Source organism: Paenibacillus campinasensis, assembly GCF_002272015.1.
Classification (GTDB): domain Bacteria; phylum Bacillota; class Bacilli; order Paenibacillales; family Paenibacillaceae; genus Paenibacillus_AQ; species Paenibacillus_AQ campinasensis.
On the sequence record NZ_NPBY01000045.1, the window covers coordinates 157,041 to 173,504 of the forward strand.

The 16,464-nt window shown below is 54.0% G+C and carries 15 protein-coding genes; 8 read left to right on the forward strand and 7 right to left on the reverse strand.

The window, feature by feature from the left end:
* Positions 1-44: 44 nt before the first annotated feature.
* Positions 45-1,034, reverse strand: coding sequence for an alpha/beta hydrolase (locus CHH67_RS15105; RefSeq protein WP_095266019.1), 990 nt, complete (start codon positions 1,032-1,034; stop codon positions 45-47).
* 209 nt (positions 1,035-1,243) lie between these two features.
* Here CHH67_RS15105 and CHH67_RS15110 point away from each other — a divergent pair, with 209 nt between their 5' ends.
* A complete protein-coding gene (locus tag CHH67_RS15110) occupies positions 1,244-1,984 on the forward strand; it encodes an IclR family transcriptional regulator (protein ID WP_095266020.1) in 741 nt (246 codons plus the stop codon).
* 144 nt (positions 1,985-2,128) lie between these two features.
* On the opposite strand, the gene CHH67_RS15115 is transcribed toward CHH67_RS15110, so the two are convergent.
* The 4 genes from CHH67_RS15115 to acnA form a co-directional block, all read right to left on the reverse strand.
* The gene (locus tag CHH67_RS15115) at positions 2,129-3,229 is read right to left on the reverse strand and encodes a DUF1648 domain-containing protein (RefSeq protein ID WP_095266021.1); all 1,101 of its coding nucleotides are present in this window, start codon (positions 3,227-3,229) and stop codon (positions 2,129-2,131) included.
* Complete coding sequence (locus CHH67_RS15120) at positions 3,226-3,627, reverse strand: GntR family transcriptional regulator (RefSeq protein WP_095266022.1); 402 nt, start codon at positions 3,625-3,627, stop codon at positions 3,226-3,228. Before CHH67_RS15120 ends, CHH67_RS15115 begins: the two co-directional genes overlap by 4 nt.
* Before the next feature lie 134 nt (positions 3,628-3,761).
* Entirely contained in the window at positions 3,762-3,914 is a 153-nt protein-coding gene (locus tag CHH67_RS26230; RefSeq protein ID WP_176475578.1) for a hypothetical protein, read from the reverse strand.
* Between the two features lie 200 nt (positions 3,915-4,114).
* Positions 4,115-6,832, reverse strand: coding sequence for an aconitate hydratase AcnA (gene acnA, locus CHH67_RS15125; RefSeq protein WP_095266023.1), 2,718 nt, complete (start codon positions 6,830-6,832; stop codon positions 4,115-4,117).
* Between the two features lie 308 nt (positions 6,833-7,140).
* Here acnA and CHH67_RS15130 point away from each other — a divergent pair, with 308 nt between their 5' ends.
* The 7 genes from CHH67_RS15130 (at position 7,141) to CHH67_RS15160 (ending at position 13,830) form a co-directional block, all read left to right on the forward strand.
* Positions 7,141-8,160 carry an amidase domain-containing protein gene (locus CHH67_RS15130; RefSeq protein WP_095266024.1) on the forward strand — a complete coding sequence of 340 codons (1,020 nt, stop codon included), beginning with the start codon at positions 7,141-7,143 and terminating at the stop codon, positions 8,158-8,160.
* Between the two features lie 95 nt (positions 8,161-8,255).
* A complete protein-coding gene (locus tag CHH67_RS15135) occupies positions 8,256-9,350 on the forward strand; it encodes a D-alanine--D-alanine ligase (RefSeq protein ID WP_095266025.1) in 1,095 nt (364 codons plus the stop codon).
* 324 nt (positions 9,351-9,674) lie between these two features.
* Positions 9,675-9,992, forward strand: a complete 318-nt coding sequence (locus CHH67_RS15140; protein ID WP_095266026.1) for a hypothetical protein — start codon at positions 9,675-9,677, stop codon at positions 9,990-9,992.
* Positions 9,989-10,990, forward strand: coding sequence for a UV DNA damage repair endonuclease UvsE (gene uvsE, locus CHH67_RS15145; RefSeq protein WP_095266027.1), 1,002 nt, complete (start codon positions 9,989-9,991; stop codon positions 10,988-10,990). The genes CHH67_RS15140 and uvsE overlap by 4 nt, the downstream gene beginning before the upstream one ends.
* 187 nt (positions 10,991-11,177) lie before the next feature.
* Positions 11,178-12,035, forward strand: coding sequence for an inositol monophosphatase family protein (locus tag CHH67_RS15150; RefSeq protein WP_095266028.1), 858 nt, complete (start codon positions 11,178-11,180; stop codon positions 12,033-12,035).
* A gap of 89 nt (positions 12,036-12,124) precedes the next feature.
* Positions 12,125-12,397, forward strand: coding sequence for a hypothetical protein (locus tag CHH67_RS15155; protein WP_095266029.1), 273 nt, complete (start codon positions 12,125-12,127; stop codon positions 12,395-12,397).
* A gap of 167 nt (positions 12,398-12,564) precedes the next feature.
* Positions 12,565-13,830: an SGNH/GDSL hydrolase family protein gene (locus CHH67_RS15160; RefSeq protein WP_095266030.1), complete on the forward strand. Its 1,266-nt coding sequence runs from the start codon at positions 12,565-12,567 to the stop codon at positions 13,828-13,830.
* Between the two features lie 97 nt (positions 13,831-13,927).
* Here CHH67_RS15160 and CHH67_RS15165 read toward each other — a convergent pair whose 3' ends face one another.
* Positions 13,928-14,800 (reverse strand): aminoglycoside 6-adenylyltransferase, encoded by an 873-nt coding sequence (locus CHH67_RS15165; protein ID WP_095266055.1) that lies wholly within the window; start codon positions 14,798-14,800, stop codon positions 13,928-13,930.
* Between the two features lie 316 nt (positions 14,801-15,116).
* Positions 15,117-16,436 carry a glutamate-1-semialdehyde 2,1-aminomutase gene (locus CHH67_RS15175; protein WP_095266032.1) on the reverse strand — a complete coding sequence of 440 codons (1,320 nt, stop codon included), beginning with the start codon at positions 16,434-16,436 and terminating at the stop codon, positions 15,117-15,119.
* Positions 16,437-16,464 lie beyond the last annotated feature (28 nt).

Genomic DNA, 16,464 nt, shown 5'->3' on the forward strand with positions numbered 1-16,464 from the left:
CCCGCTGTCCGAATTGCAGGACAGCGGGGGAAGGGAAATCTTCATTAAGAGCCTTCTGGAACCGGCAGTTTGCCGAGAAAGGTGGATACACGTCGTAAATATTCGCGCGTGTGCGCCCGGTAGATAAGCTCGTGATGAGCATCCTCAACGATCCACACATCCGAATCCTCGTGCGTCTGATTAGCGGCTATTTTCTCGGCGATCGGATAAGGGGCTTTGTCGTCGAGCGTGCCGTGGATGAACAGGATCGGGAACGGATAATCATGGCGTCTCACTTCGCTATATGGAATCTGGTCGAGACTGGTGCCGTTCAGCACCGGGAACAGCAGCTCCAATATTTCAAGTGATGGATGTCTCGGCAGATTAATGTGATTTTGGATATTATGGTACAGTGTGTCCGGCTCAAGCAGGAATGTGCTGTCCAGAATCATGGCGTCCACATCCTTGGTGTCAAGGCCTGCCTGAAGCGCGGTTCCGGCCCCCATCGAGAAGCCCCATACGACAATCTGCTTAGCACCGCGCTGCTTCGCTTGCTCGATCGCGCCCAGAAGCTGCCTGCGCTCTTCCTTGCCGCCTGTCGCCGCTGCGCGGCTGGTCTGGGAGGCAAATCCGTAATCAAACATGAGGACGTTAAAATTCATGTTGTGGGCGTAATGGGCAATATCGTACATCGGAACCCAGGTCTCTTCCCGGTTGGCCCCATAGCCGTGGCTCAGCACAATCGTTCTTGTGGAATCCTTGGCAGGGATATACCAGCCGTCCAATTCGCGCTTCCCATCGATGGAATGAAAGGTGATGTTCTCATAATTCATATCCTTGGCTAGCTTCGGATTGGAATAAAGCGGAGCGACCGTCGGGTTAGACAACACCCAGGCGATATAGGCATGGAGCGCAATAAAGCAGAAGATAAGGAAAAAGACGACCGAAAGAACAAGAGCGAGTGCGATATGCTTGAATCGAACCAGGCTGGGTGACAGCTCGGTTGGATTGTTCGTTTGGGAGAGTGGGGCGTTTCTACCAGTAATCATGCTCATGTCTGGCCCCTCCTTACCATATATAAATTCCTTAACATGAAAAAGGCTGTTTGTATCATCGTATGCCGGGCAGTAATGAAAGTCAATCGATATCCATAGATTGTTAGACAACTGTAATGTCTATGAATGCGGTTTACTTCTGGGCCATTTTTTCATATAATTCTTGTAACCAGGTTTCATGTAATGAAACGCGAGAGGAGCAGGTCGGTATGGAGGACCGCAAATTGACTGTGCGTGCCGTTGAACGGGCATTGGATATATTGCTGTGTTTCACGAAGAGCAAGGAGCTGGCGCTAACAGAGATTGCATCGTTGATCGGACTTCATAAAAGCACGGTACACCGGCTGATGGCTACGCTGGAGGATAAAGGATTTGTCGTTCGCAACAGCGAGACGGAGAAGTACCGCCTTGGCTTGAAAATATGGGAGTTGTCTGTGCATATGTCACAGAGCGACGATCCGGCAGCGAGGCTGCTGCCTGCCATGGAATCGCTGCGCGACCGGCTCGGAGAGACGGTCAGCCTATATTTAAGGGATGGCGCAGAGCGGATACGCATCCAGGCAGTGCAGAGCAACCAGGCCATTCGCCGGGTCGCCCAGGTCGGGGCCAGGCTGCCGCTTTCCGTTGGGGCTTCGAGCAAGGTGCTGGTCGCCTTTGCTGCGCCGGCGGATCAGGAGGAGCTGTTAAACGCCCCGGATTGGCCTGAATCGGTAGATCGGGACGCGTATCGGAAGCAGCTGGTGGATATCATTCAGGATGGCTATGCCATCAGCATGGAGGAGCGCGAGCCGGGTGCAGCGGCTGTTGCGGTGCCGATCTTTGATCGGAACGGGAAGGTGGCTGCCGCGCTGTCTATGTCCGGGCCGGTGACCCGCCTGTCGGCGGAGAAGCTGCGCGAATATGCCCCGATCTTGAAAGAAGCAGCGCATGAGATGGGAATGATGATTTAGAACATGAATAATGAATAGGGCCTCAGTCTTCCATGCTACAGTGGAAGCTGAGGCCCTTCGTATTATTGGGCCGGCCAGATACTTCTGGCTGGCCTTTAGGTGTTTGTACCGCCCCAGGGTTTGGTGAGGGCTTTGAGTGTTCGTTTATCTGGCTAACAGCGTCACTAGCACAATCAGGACAATCGGGGCCAGAAGGATTAGCCAGCCCAGCGGATGGGCGTGATTGATCGTCCAGCCGACGCCCATTCTTTTCTCCACGAACAGGGAAGGGTCCTGGCGGTTGAAGTAGAAGAGACCGAGCTTCCAGTGTCTATCGTCATTCGGATGATATGTCGAAGGCGAAGCATCCGGCGTTCTTCCGATCCGGCTTCCGCCTTGGCCGGTTGTGATCGTCAGCCCTAACGCGGCAACGACAATGACGACAGGGATGATCAGGCTGACAACCGTGAGCAGATTCGGATCCAGCTGAAGCGCCATGTTCACCTGAATGCAGGAGAAGAGCAGCACAATCAACAGGCCGGACATGATGCTGAACAGGGACCATCTTCTGCGGAAGATGGTGTTTCGCGCTTTGGACTGCTCCGGGCGATTCGGGTCAAGCTGCTGCTTGCTGTTCCCGATAGACCAGTTGATCATCAGGAATACCAAGATCATAATGACCTGCAGAATGTTCGGCAGGAACACATTCAGGTAAGACTTGGCGGCTGTCTGCGTGACATTGCCGGCAAAATCGAATTTCATCGCCAGCGTATCCGGGATCCGGTCGTAATATGTCAGCGTCCAGACGGCGCTAATCCCGGCGATGGCGGCGTGGATGAGAAACCACAGGTTGCTCAGCACCAGCTTCGTATTGCGGAAGCTGGTATCTACCGCGACGATCTGACGCTGCGGGGAGGACTGAGGGAGCGTCTCCTTGATCGTTTTGGCCATGAAGTGAAAGCGCAGGTACAGGAACGTATGAAATACAAGCATGGCAGTAATGCAGACAGTCAGGAGCCATCCTTGCCCGTTCATGTCCAGGCGTGTCATGCCGGTCAGGGAAGCTGCGAATATCAGCGCGTAGCCGATGCAGCTGATCCGGATGAACCTTCTGCGCAGACGGTTCAGCGGCTCGCTGCGGTTCATCTCCTCACTGACAGAGACGCCGAAGCTGATGGTTTCCCTGGTGAATAGAGGCATAAAAGCCAGCGTTAACGCTATGGGAACAAGTAGACAAGTCAATACTAAAGCGGCTGCGAAATTCATGGGGCATCCTTCCTTTCATTGGTGGTAATGTGGCTGTAGAGGTCACGGACGACGGCCAGCAGCTGCTGCTCATTCATGCCGCGGCAGATTGCTTCCGCGATAATCGGCCGCAGCTGGGCATCGCGCCGGTGTGCGTAATCGCTAGTCATGCCAGGCAGTGCGTCAGGCTGAACGACAACGCCTTTTTGCCGGTGAATCTGAATGAAGCCTTCCTGTTTCAACAGTGTGTATGCTTTATTCACCGTGTGCAGGTTAATGCCGATATCAGCGGCCAGGCTGCGAACAGAGGGGAGCGGCTCGCCCGGCTGGAGACGGCCGCTGGCCATGCCTTCGATAATCTGATTCATCAATTGGGTGTAGATCGGAGTGTCCGACTGGAGATCCAGCTCAATAATCACAAGATGCTCACCGTCCCGTTCGTGGTATAGTTCTAACTGTTATATTTATAGTATAACAGATGGAACAAAAAATATATAGATGAAACTATAAAAAAGGAATGCCCGATTTATGATCGGGCATTCCTTAACGTGTATTATGGCTTGCGCTTTGCCTGCGATTCCTTCATTTTCTGATTCAGTATTTCCTGAAAGGTCGGTTTAGCGTCATTGGCCTTTTTGCTTGCGGATATATAGTACGGTCTAGGATATTGATAGTGATAAGGCATAAGATGATGGATTTTGATCATAGCGGTAGTCCTCCCATAGCCGCCAGGGATATAAACGGCCTTTACAAGGATATAACCCGCATGGCCCGCAGCGAAACCCCTTGTCTGAAATTCAGGAAGATCGCATTACGGAATAAACAAAATCCCCGGCATCCGGTCATGGATGCTGGGGATATATGCCTAGAGCCTGTGTCTGGATGTTAGGAGTACGAATGACCTGCTTATTGGTTCGAAGCGATCATTTGACGGAGCACCGTTTGCAGGATGCCGCCGTTATGGTAGTAATCCACATCAACCATGCTGTCAAGACGAGCGGTTACAGGGAATTCGAACTTCGTGCCGTCCTCGCGGGTAGCGACCACTTTCAGCTCTTGCCCTGGCTTGACGTCATTGCTCAGCCCTTCGATATCAAAGGTTTCACGTCCGGTCAGCCCAAGGCTCTTCCAGCTCTGGCCGTCCTGGAACTGGAGCGGAAGCACGCCCATGCCGACGAGGTTGGAACGGTGAATCCGTTCGAAGCTTTCAGCCAGAACCGCCTTGACGCCGAGGAGGAAGGTTCCTTTGGCAGCCCAGTCACGGGAGCTTCCGGTACCGTACTCTTTACCAGCGATAACGATCAGGTTCTGTCCGCCAGCCTGGTAGTTCATCGAAGCATCATAGATCGACATCACTTCCTCGGTTGGCAGGTATGTTGTCACACCACCCTCGGTTCCAGGCGCAACCTGGTTGCGGATCCGGATGTTCGCGAATGTACCGCGCATCATGACCTCATGGTTACCGCGGCGGGAGCCGTAGGAGTTGAAGTCCTTGCGTTCCACACCGTGCTCGGTCAAGTATTTGCCTGCCGGGCTGTTCACCGCAATGTTGCCTGCTGGCGAAATGTGGTCGGTCGTTACGGAATCGCCGAGAAGGGCGAGTACGCGAGCCTGCTTGATGTCCTGAATGTCAGACAGCCCGTTGCCGAGTCCTTCGAAGAACGGCGGGTTCTGAATGTAAGTGGACTTGTCGTCCCACTCATACAGTTCGCCTTCCGGAACAGGGATCTGGTTCCAGCGCTCGTTGGCAGTAAATACATTTTCGTACTTCTTGCGGAATGCGTCTGCGCTGACGGACAGTCCGATCGCTTCGCGAATTTCCGCGCTTGTAGGCCAGATATCCTTCAGATATACAGGCTGGTTGTTCGGATCGTAGCCGATCGGATCGTTCTGGAGGTCGATATTGACCGTACCTGCCAGTGCGTAAGCAACTACGAGCGGAGGAGAAGCCAGATAGTTCGCCTTCACCTGTGCATGCACGCGGCCTTCGAAGTTCCGGTTACCGGACAGCACGGCAGCTACCGTCATGTCGTTGTCAGCGATCGCTTCGCTTACTTCGTCCGGAAGCGGACCGGAGTTACCGATACATGTTGCGCAGCCATAACCAGCTACATAGAAACCGAGTGCTTCAAGGTACTGGAGCAATCCGGCTTTCTCCAGGTAGTCGGTAACGACGAGGGAACCCGGAGTCAAGCTGCTCTTCACGTAACCTGGCTTCGTCAGGCCGCGCTCCACCGCTTTTTTCGCAAGGAGACCGGCACCGAGCATAACGCTAGGGTTTGAAGTGTTCGTGCAGCTTGTAATTGCCGCGATAACTACGGCGCCTGTACCCATAGTGCTCTTGCTTCCGTCTTTATGGGTAACTTCAACCTTCTGCTCGATTTTCTCATCGCTCAGACCATAGCCGCCCTTCTCAATCGGGGTGCGGATGATGTTGTTGAAGTTCTCTTTCATTTGGGTCAGCTCGATGCGGTCCTGAGGACGCTTCGGACCAGCCAAGCTTGGTACAACCGAAGCCAGATCCAGCTCGATCACATCGGTAAACTCCGGATCCGGCGTATCCGCTGTGCGGAACATGTTCTGCGCTTTGTAATAATTCTCAACCAGCGCTACCTGCTCATCGGTACGGCCGGTGTTGCGAAGGTAAGCCAACGTCTCGTCATCGACAGGGAAGAAGCCGATCGTAGCGCCGTATTCCGGAGCCATGTTAGCAACCGTTGCACGGTCAGCCAGGCTGATGTTCGCAAGGCCAGGGCCGTAGAACTCCACGAATTTGCCGACAACGCCCTTTTTGCGGAGCAGTTCCGTTACAGTCAGGGCAAGGTCAGTTGCCGTTGCGCCTTCCGCAAGGCTGCCTGTCAGTTTGAAGCCGATAACCTCAGGGGTTACAAAATAGAGTGGCTGACCGAGCATGCCGGCTTCAGCCTCGATACCGCCAACGCCCCAGCCGACAACGCCCAGACCGTTGATCATGGTCGTATGGGAGTCCGTACCTACGAGGGAGTCAGGGAAGACCAGCGTTTCGCCGTCAACAGTCTTCGTGGCGGCAACCGATGCGAGATACTCCAGGTTAACCTGGTGAACGATCCCTGTTCCCGGCGGCACCGCACGGAAGTTGTTGAATGCGGTTTGAGCCCAGCGCAGGAAGCGATAGCGCTCTTCGTTACGCTCAAATTCAACCTTCATATTGTATTCCAGTGCCTGATCGGTACCGAACGCGTCAACCATGACGGAGTGGTCGATGACAAGGTCAACCGGAACGAGCGGGTTGATCTGCTTCGGATCTCCGCCGGCTTTCTTAACGGTGTCACGCATAGCCGCCAGGTCAACAACGACCGGTACGCCGGTGAAGTCCTGGAGAACGATACGAGCTGGAATGAATGGGATTTCCTTATTGCTGCCTAGACCTTCATTCCATTTGGTCAGCAGTTTGACATGATCTTCGGTAATTGCCCGTCCGTCAAATTGGCGGACAGCTGCTTCAAGCAGTACCCGGATAGAGAAAGGCAGCTTGGAGATTTGGCCAAGTCCTTGCTCTTCGAGGGCCTGCAGGCTGAAATAGCAGTATTCCTTGCCCCCTACCGTAAGATTACGGGAGATAGAGAACTGATCCTTTACTGGCATACATGATCCTCCTTGTGTGCTGTCAATCTGGCTGTAGTTCCACCAGATGAAACTCAATTTCAAAATTCAACATACTTTAAGTATAACGTTTTCACCCCTGTACGTAAAGTTTTTTTTGAGAGATCGAGAAGCCCGATTTTGTAGACATACTGCCTGATTCAGGGCGTATTTCAAGGCTTCGGGGACGCGGGAAAGATAGAGGAAAGGAAGCGGTAGTGAAGCCTATTCGGAAGGGGGTTCATAGCAGAGCGGATTACTTCATATAGTTGTGATAGGGAATAGGGCTGATGTTGAAGGAGGGAATGGCAATGAGCAGCGTAACGGAAGCGGAACAGCCGTGGAAAAACGCATTATATACCTATGTCAATCAGTATAATCAGAACCGGATTGATTACTCCTCAGGGCTGAAAGAGCAGATCGTCACAGACCTGGATTATTTAATGGAACGCGGGGAGCGCCAGTCTCGTCTGGCGGCGTGGTTTGAGGAAAGGGGCGTATTGCCGCTGAAGAGCGAGACCCGGGCGAAGCTGCAGCGCGTCGTGCATGAAACCGAGGATAGCGTTACCGTGGACGTAAGGCTTCACAGCCTGTTTTATTATGATAAAAGAGGGGTGACCCACCGGGAGGACACCATTCAGTTGGAGCGGCTTACGCTTGTGCGGGACGGGGATTCCTGGCTTATCGTCGGTATCGAGCGCTTGTCGGACGAACGCCATCCCGCGTGGAATCTGGAGGCCAAGACAGAGGCTAGCGGCGGGGAACCGCTCCCTTCAATTCCGCTGCTGAATAACCGCGTATATGCCGGAGGCAGTCATCCCAGATCGGGGCGATATGACCGCGAAGCCGCGGCTGCTTATGCGGACCGCTGGTGGGATTCCGGCAACCCGGAGTTTGCCGTATTCGATGTGAATTGCACGAATTATGTCTCGCAATGCCTCTTTGCAGGCAAAGCCCCAATCCACTATACTGGTAAAAGAGAAACGGGTTGGTGGTATAAAGGCTATATCAATAAGCGCGAGTGGTGGAGCTATAGCTGGGCGGTATCCAACAGTCTGGCCATTTATTTAGGCACCAGTGCATCCGGGCTTCGGGGCGAGCTCGTGGAACGGCCCGAGCAGCTCATGCTTGGCGATGTAATTCTGTATGACTGGAACGGAGACGGGGCTTATCAGCACAGCACCATCGTGACCGCGTTCGATGCAGAGGGGATGCCTCTGGTGAACGCACATACGGTCAGCAGCCGGCACCGCTACTGGGATTACCGGGATTCCTATGCATGGAACGATCGGACGCAGTATCGTTTTTACCATATCCCTGATGAATTTTAAGGATAGATCATTAGCTCCGCTGTAAAAGGATGAAAGCCGTTTACGCATGGGAGACAGCATGAACAAGCTGCATTACGGACAAGAGAGAGGTTGACATGGGACAGAACAAATTGACGGTTGGTTTGGTATACGGCGGGAAATCGGGGGAGCACGAGGTTTCGCTCTCGACGGCATTTGCCGTGATGAACGCGTTTGATTATGAGAAGTACGAGATCCTCCCTTTTTATATTACGAAGCAGGGAACGTGGAAGGTAGGCGCAGTCATGTCCGCTCCTTTCTCGGAGCAGGAAGAGCTGAAGCTTTCGCAAGGGGAAGGAACTGAGGCGGCGCTGAATGCCGTATTCAGCCGGCTCTATGGCAGCGAGCAGCCGAAGGTCGACATCATGTTCCCGCTTTTGCACGGAACGTTTGGCGAGGACGGCACGATTCAAGGACTGTTCGAAATGGCGGACATTCCTTATGTCGGAACCGGCGTGCTGGCATCGGCAGCAGGCATGGACAAAGTAGTGATGAAAAAGCTGTTCGAGATCGCCGGACTGCCGCAATGCGATTACGACTATTTCAATCGCACCCAGTGGAATCGCAGCCAGCATGATGTGCTTCAGAGCATTGAGGATAAGCTGGGCTACCCCTGCTTTGTCAAGCCGGCGAATCTGGGGTCGAGCGTCGGCATATCCAAGGCGAAAGACCGGGAGCAGCTGACCAGCGCGATCGAAACGGCGCTGAAATTCGATAACAAGATTATCGTCGAGCAATTTGTGGATGCCCGTGAAGTGGAGGTCAGCGTGCTTGGCAATGATGAGCCGATGGCATCTGTGCCGGGTGAAATCGTCTCTTCCAGCGAATACTATGACTATGCTGCCAAGTACACCGACGGACAATCGCAGATGCAGATTCCGGCGAGCATTGATCCGGATACGGCCGATCGGCTGCGCGAGCTGGCGATCCAGGCATTCAAGGCGATTGAAGGCAGCGGCATTACCCGCGCCGATTTCTTCATCCGTCGCTCGGACGGCGCGATTATGATCAATGAAGTCAATACGATGCCTGGCTTTACACCGTTCAGTATGTATCCGCTGCTGTGGAGAGAGACAGGTGTCTCCTACCGGGAGCTGCTCGAACGAATGATTGAGCTTGGCCTTGAGCGCTACAACAGCAAGCAGTCCCTGGTATATGAGAATCAATTCTAATAGAAGTTGAATAAAGCCCATTCATCCGTGCTGGACAGCATAACGGCCGGAAGCGAAGGCGAAGAGGGGCTGAAGAAGCAAGGCGCTCGCCTATGTCCCCCTCAAGTTCCACCGCCAAGGCGATAAGTGAAGAAATCTGGATCCAGGAGCGATCCGAAGTCCAGCTGGCTTGTTCCGCAATCTATGGAATTGTACATGTGCAGTCAAGCCGAAGAAGGTTTATCATGGTGTACAAGGAATAACAATATAGATAACGCCGGGGGGAGTCCGTCTATTGCAGCGGCTCCCCTTGAGTATAAATTTATAACGAAAGGAAGCTGGCACATGGGATTTCAAACCGAGTTCAATTCCGTTTGCAAGTTCAAGAATGAGCAGGAGCTGTACGAGCTGTTGGAGTATGGACGGGGGAAGATGCTGAAGCAGGGCCTTCGGGTGTTTCCAACCGGGCAGAAAGTGATCGCTTACTCTCCGGACAATGTTGCGGTGGCGATCGTGCGGATTACGGCATGTGTTGCCGAGATTAATTTTCAGGGACAGGAAGTGACGTCGGTGGAGCTGCAGCTTGTGCGCAGGCTGACGGAAGAAGAGTCCAAGATGCAGACCGCGCTCGCCCATGAAATGTTCTTCGGAGACCATGCGTGATTGTCCGCTTCGGCTATGTGGCTATGTCAACCGTTATTGAGAATGCATCGCCTTCCAGGACGATGACCATGAAAAGTTTCTCAAAGCTTGAGGACAGGGAGGCAGGCCTGCGAAAGCTTGAACGGATCGCGAATGAGAACCTCCACAATACGCTCCGTCTGCTCAAGCATAACGAGGCCCATGACATCAAGGTCTACCGCTTTTCCTCCAAGCTGATTCCACTGGCGACACATCAGGACATGCAGGATTGGGATCCGTTCCCGGCCCTGTCAGCAGGATTCTTGGAAATAGGCAGCTACGTTAAGCGACAGAAGATGCGGGTGTCCTTTCATCCGGATCATTTCACGGTGCTCAGCACCCCTAGACCCGAAGTGTTGCGGAATTCAATCGGCGACTTGAAGCAGCATGTACGCATGCTGAAGGCGATGGGGCTTGACGCCGACATGAAGAATAATATACATATCGGTGGCGCGTATGGAGACAAGCCTTCCGCTGCGGCGAGATTTGTGGAGCATTTTCACGAACTTGACCAGGAGATCAAGGAGCGCCTGACGCTCGAAAATGATGATAAAACCTTCACGGCCAAGGAGACGCTGGCGGTATGTGAAGCAACCGGATTGCCGATGGTGTTGGACCTTCATCACCAATGGGTAAATCATGATGGGGAGTCGCCGGCGGATCTGTGGCCGCACATTGTGCAGACATGGACCACCCCGCTTGCTCAGGCGGGCTCACAGCCTGACCACCCGCTTCCGCCCAAGATTCACGTGTCCAGTCCCAAAAGTCCGTCAGATCCCCGCAGTCATGCGGATGAGGTGGAGGTGGCACCGCTTCTGGGCTTCCTTCGGAGCATCGCCGGAACAACCTCCAGGCTGGATGTCATGATAGAGGCCAAGAGGAAGGACGGAGCGCTGTTTAAGCTGATGGAGGATCTGGCAGGCTATCGCGAAGAGGGCGTTGAAATCGTAAATGGGGCTTCGGTTCGGATTGAACCGTGAGCGCTGGATTAGGTCTAGTCAAGTAAAACTATGGGTTGCAAAATTATGGAAATTAAGGTACGTTTGTGTAAAGGCCTGACGGTCTATCTACCATTTTGTATCCGAATAGAATGTAGCCCTTACCTACGGGGGATGAAGTGAATACGATGTAATATCATAGATTGATATAGAAAGTAGAGTGAGCCATTTGAACGAGAAGGATAAAGTACCTTATGTAGTCAGCAGCAAGAGTTACACGGCTGTGGCGATCAATTGCGCCGCGAAGGCGGGCGAGTGGATCAAAAGCAGACTTGGCACGGTTGCGCAGCTCAGCACCAAGACATCCGCTCAAGATTTGGTGACAGAGGTCGATAAGGGCGCAGAGCAGATGATCCGTAAACTGATCCTGACCCATTTCCCTGATCATGCGATCCTGGGAGAGGAAGGGGTAGAGCCGGGGCCGGAGGCTTCGGCCCAAGCGCTGGAGGCCGCCCGTCAGGAAGAGTATTTATGGATCATTGACCCGGTGGACGGAACGACGAATTTCGTGCACGGCTTTCCGTTCTTCTCCGTATCCATTGCGCTTGTGCATCGGGGTGAAGTGATCGTCGGTGTCATCTATGATCCTTCCCGGGATGAGCTGTTCGTGGCGGAGAAGGGCAAGGGCGCTTATGTTCATGGCAATCCGACCGAGGTATCGAAGGAAGAGAAGCTGTCAAGCAGCTTGATTGCCACAGGCTTTCCGGTGGAAACGTCAACGCTCCTGCCGCAAAATATGGCCGCGCTTCAGGCGCTGGTGCCGAAGGTTCGCAATGTCAGAGCCGGAGGATCGGCAGCCCTTCATATGGCCTATGTCGCTGCAGGGCGTCTGAGCGGATTCTGGGAGGTCGGCCTGAATGCATGGGATATTGCGGCAGGCTCCTTGCTCATTCAGGAATCCGGCGGCACGGTAACTGATCTGAATGGCCGTCCGTACGAGCTATCCGTGCGCAATGTCGTCGCAACCAATGGGCGCATTCACAATGCGATCCTGGATGTGATGAAGGAAGCAAGCACCGGGAGCTGAAGCCGGAAATAGAGGCCAAAACCGGGATCAACAGCGGATAATGTCGCCATCCAGCCGGAACACTAAGGCAAAAGGAGGGTTTGTACACGATGCATGATTCATCGGAACAAGATTTGGAGCGCCAGCTTAGTGAGATGTTGACGGAAGGCGAGATGCAGGACAAGGACCGGGAAAAGGAGCAGCGTCGTCTCGTCTCCCCGAAATATGAAATCCGGATTCAAACCCAGCTTGATCCGATTGTGGAAGAAACGCTTAAATTCCGCAGCATGGCCAAGGAAGTGGACGGTCGGTATGACAAGTACATGAAGCAGGCGGGCCATAAGGATCAAGCGAAGCCGAAGGATGACAAAGACAATGTTTGATGGTTAGTGAAGTTATCGGTTTTATTCAGGAATGGGCAGCGAGCAAGGGGCTGTCCATTTTTTTATGCTTTTACAGACAAAAGCGATCAAGCTGGCAATGTACTTTCTATCAATGGGAGTGGTAAAATAAGGATGTTCATAGATTTTATCGTTATGGGAGTGAGGATATGCGAAAAGTTTGGAAAAAATGCGTTGCTGTCGCCGCAGGCGCAATGCTGCTCGCAGCAACCTGGCTCGGTCCCGGGGCGGCATCGGTATCCGCGAATACGCAGCTGGCACAGCAGCATACATACCGGATCGTCGCGCTTGGCGATTCGCTGACCGTAGGTTATGAGCCCGGCATGCAGCCAGGCAGCAGACCTTACGGCTTCGTGGAGCGAGTGCACGAGCAGGCGCTCTACCATGGACGGACCGAGGTCGTCAACTTGGGCATCGGCGGATTGAAAACCGGCGGACTGAGAAACTACGTCCGGGCGATATCCGAAGGCCGCACTATTCGGGCGGAAGAGATTCAGCCTGGACTGGCCCAGATTGATCCACGCGCTCAGCAGATTGGCGCAGGGGCAGCCCAGCTGAAGCCGGTATTGGTCCAAGCGGATCTGATCACCGTAACGATTGGCGGCAATGACCTGATCGAGCTTGTTCATACCGCCAGCGATCTTAGCGAGGCAGAGCTGACAGCGCGCCTGCAGGAGATGTTCCGGCTGTACAGAGAGAACGTAACCGCTGTGCTTACCCAGCTTCATGCCCTCAACCCGGATGCGCTTATCGTACTGGCCGACCAGTATAATCCGGTTCCGAAAATTGCCGGCGAAGCGACCTATGTTCAGCTTGTTGAAGCTACGCGGGAGTTCACCCGCATGATTGACGAGCTGGCTGCGGAATTCGGCGAGCGGGGCGTTAAGATCAAGGTGGCGCATGTGGCACAGGAGTTCGTCGGCTCCGAGCTGACGATGACCCATATTCTGAAAAAGGACATTCATCCGAACCAGTACGGGTATGAAACGATTGCCAAGGCATTCGCCCGAACGATATGGGGAAGCTACAAGCTGTCACCGGTCCCGGAATCCGGGCAGCCGATGCGGATTGTGGTCAAAGGCGAGGACTTGATCACACCGTACCAGCCGATTATGCGGAGCAATCGAAATTATGTGGCTATCCAGGATATCGTGAACGCGATTGGAGCCGCGACGAAGTGGGACAACAAAACCTCCAGCGCGACCATCACGTACGGAGATCAGACGGTTGTGGTCAAGATCGGCGCTAACACGATCAAGGTGAACGGTGCGGACGTTCCGATTGAAGCCCCGGCGTTTCTGCACAAGGTAGGTAAAGAAGACAAAACCTATGTTCCGCTAGCGGCGATTGCAACAGGGCTCGGCCTTGACGTTCAATATGTCGCCAAACTGCGAACCGCCTTTATTAATCTGTAATTCACTTCAGTAAGTAATGGATTGTCATGTTCCGCCCCGTATGAAAAAAAGCGGCCCCGCACCGACAGAATCTCTGTCTGTGCGAGGGCCGCTCTTGTTATCTAATCTGCGTTGCTCCCTTCGGAAGCTGTCGGACGCGCTCCAGATAGTCCGTCACCCGCTGATCCTCTTCGAGTGGATACGTATAGCCGAGACGGGCTGCCACATCCTTGGCTGTTAGACGGAATAGACGTCCGCTTGCGAATAGTGCATTCCACACCGCTTCGTATGATCCCCCGGCATAGGTATCCATAAGCAGCTGCCACCTGTCTTCCGGCAAATGGTTCTTTATATATTTGCTGCATTTGCCGACACTGAGCGAGAAGTCGGTCCGGGTGCCGACCTCCCATTCCAGCATTTTCATGAGCATCGCCCGGACATAGTTGTTGAGATGCTCCTGGGCGTACAAGATTTCCTGTCTCCACAGCCCTTTGGCCACATAGGTGGATACCCACCAAAACTCATTGCAGCAATCGGCATAGTAGGCCGCCGAGGGGCGCTTGACCCAATAATCCACATCTGTCGGCGGGGGGATAACAGGAAAGGTGCCGTCCTTGTCGAGCAGAACCTTGAGCAGCTTGTCTTCCTGGCAATAGGCTTCTTTCTCTTCAATCGGAATCAGGGTCATGTCAATCCGGTTGCCATCTGTAAACAGCATCAGATACGAGAACCGGTTTCCAAGCTCGGGAGGAAACATAGCCATATCCTCGGGAGTCTGCATGATCACCCGCTCGCCGAACACATCGACCCAGCCGGGATCCTTCAGAAAGCTGTCCATCTCGGTAACATGGTAGCTGATATCGTAATCCTGAAAAATATCCCTCGGCACGTTCGGGTTCGTCCGCGAGCCTTCGAGTGTCACCGCACGCACCCGTTCATCCCGTCTTGCAACCTTCAGCACCAGTTCCATCATCTGTTCTTCACTTCTCATCATGGCGAAATCCCTCCATTATCGGTTTGGACGTAAGCGGCATGAAGCGAATAGGTGCCAGGAGGGGCCCGTATGCGAGCAGGCTGCAGGCCTCCCGTAACCGGACGGGACCGGAGAAATCCATGGCAATGGCATGCTCGAATTGCGGTCGATCCTCCGGATGGACATAGAGCATGGGAGGGCAGCCAGGCCGAGAGGCACGAGCGTTATAATTTATCGAGCAGCTTTTTCATTCAACGGCATCTCCTTTCGTTCAGAAATCCCTCAGAAACTTGCTTTAAGTGAACTTGTGATGGTCGTTATGGAATCGTTCATGTTATTCATTCTTCATGGCCTTAAAGGATTCCTCCGCGGCCTTAATGGTTGTCTCAATATCCGCTTCGGTATGGGCGGTCGTTAAGAACCAGGCTTCATACTTGGACGGCGCGAGATTGATGCCGCGATCCAGCATATGGCGGAAGAAGGCAGCGAACGCTTCCCCATCGGTATCCTGCGCTTCGTCATAATTCGTAACCGGATGATCGCAGAAATGAGTGGAGAAGGAGCCGCGGATGCGGTTGATGGTCAGCGGGACATCCCAGCGTTCGGCTGATGCTTGCAGCCCTTCGGTCAGCTTGATCGTCAGCCGCTCCATCTCTTCGTATACGCCTTCGCCCTGCAGAACTTCAAGGCAGGCGATCCCCGCTGCGATGGAAGCGGGATTGCCTGCCATCGTGCCGGCCTGATATGCAGGGCCGAGCGGGGCGACCTGCTCCATAATATGCTTGCGGCCGCCGTAGGCTCCGATTGGAAGACCGCCGCCGATAATTTTGCCAAGCGCGGTCAAGTCCGGTTGAATAGCCTCGTGGTTCTCAAGGCCGGGATACGTCTGGGCAGAGCCATAGTGGAAGCGGAAGGCGCTGATCACCTCGTCATAGATGACGAGGGAGCCGTTGTCATGCGCCATTTGGCACAGGCCCTCCAGGAATCCCGGCTTCGGCATCACCATGCCGAAGTTGCCCACGATCGGCTCGACCATCACGGCGGCAACGTCATCGCCCCAGCGCTCCAGGGCAGCGCGCAGACCGTCCAGGTCATTAAACGGCACGGTAATGACCTCCTGGGCGATGCTGCCCGGAATGCCGGCGCTGTCCGGAATGCCAAGCGTGGACGGGCCGGAGCCGGCGGCAACGAGCACGAGATCGGAGTGGCCGTGGTAGCAGCCGGCGAACTTGACGATTTTATTCCGCTTAGTATAAGCGCGAGCGACGCGGATCGTCGTCATGACCGCTTCGGTGCCGGAATTGACGAAGCGGACCTTGTCCATAGACGGAATAGCGGCTTTCAGCATTTTGGCCAGTGTAATCTCAAGCTCGGTCGGGGTTCCATACAGCGTGCCGTTCTGGGCGGCCGTGCTGATGGCCTTGGCAATATGCGGATGGGCATGACCGGTAATAATCGGTCCGTATGCCGCGAGATAATCGATGTAACGGTTTCCGTCTTCATCCCAGAAATAGGCGCCGCTCGCCCGTTTCATGAATACGGGAGCGCCTCCTCCTACTGCCTTGAACGAGCGGGAGGGACTGTTGACCCCGCCGACGATATGCTGAAGGGCTTCCTGATACAAAGCTTCTGAACGTGGTCTGGATTTTGTCATAAATTTTAAACATCCTTTCTTCAATGAA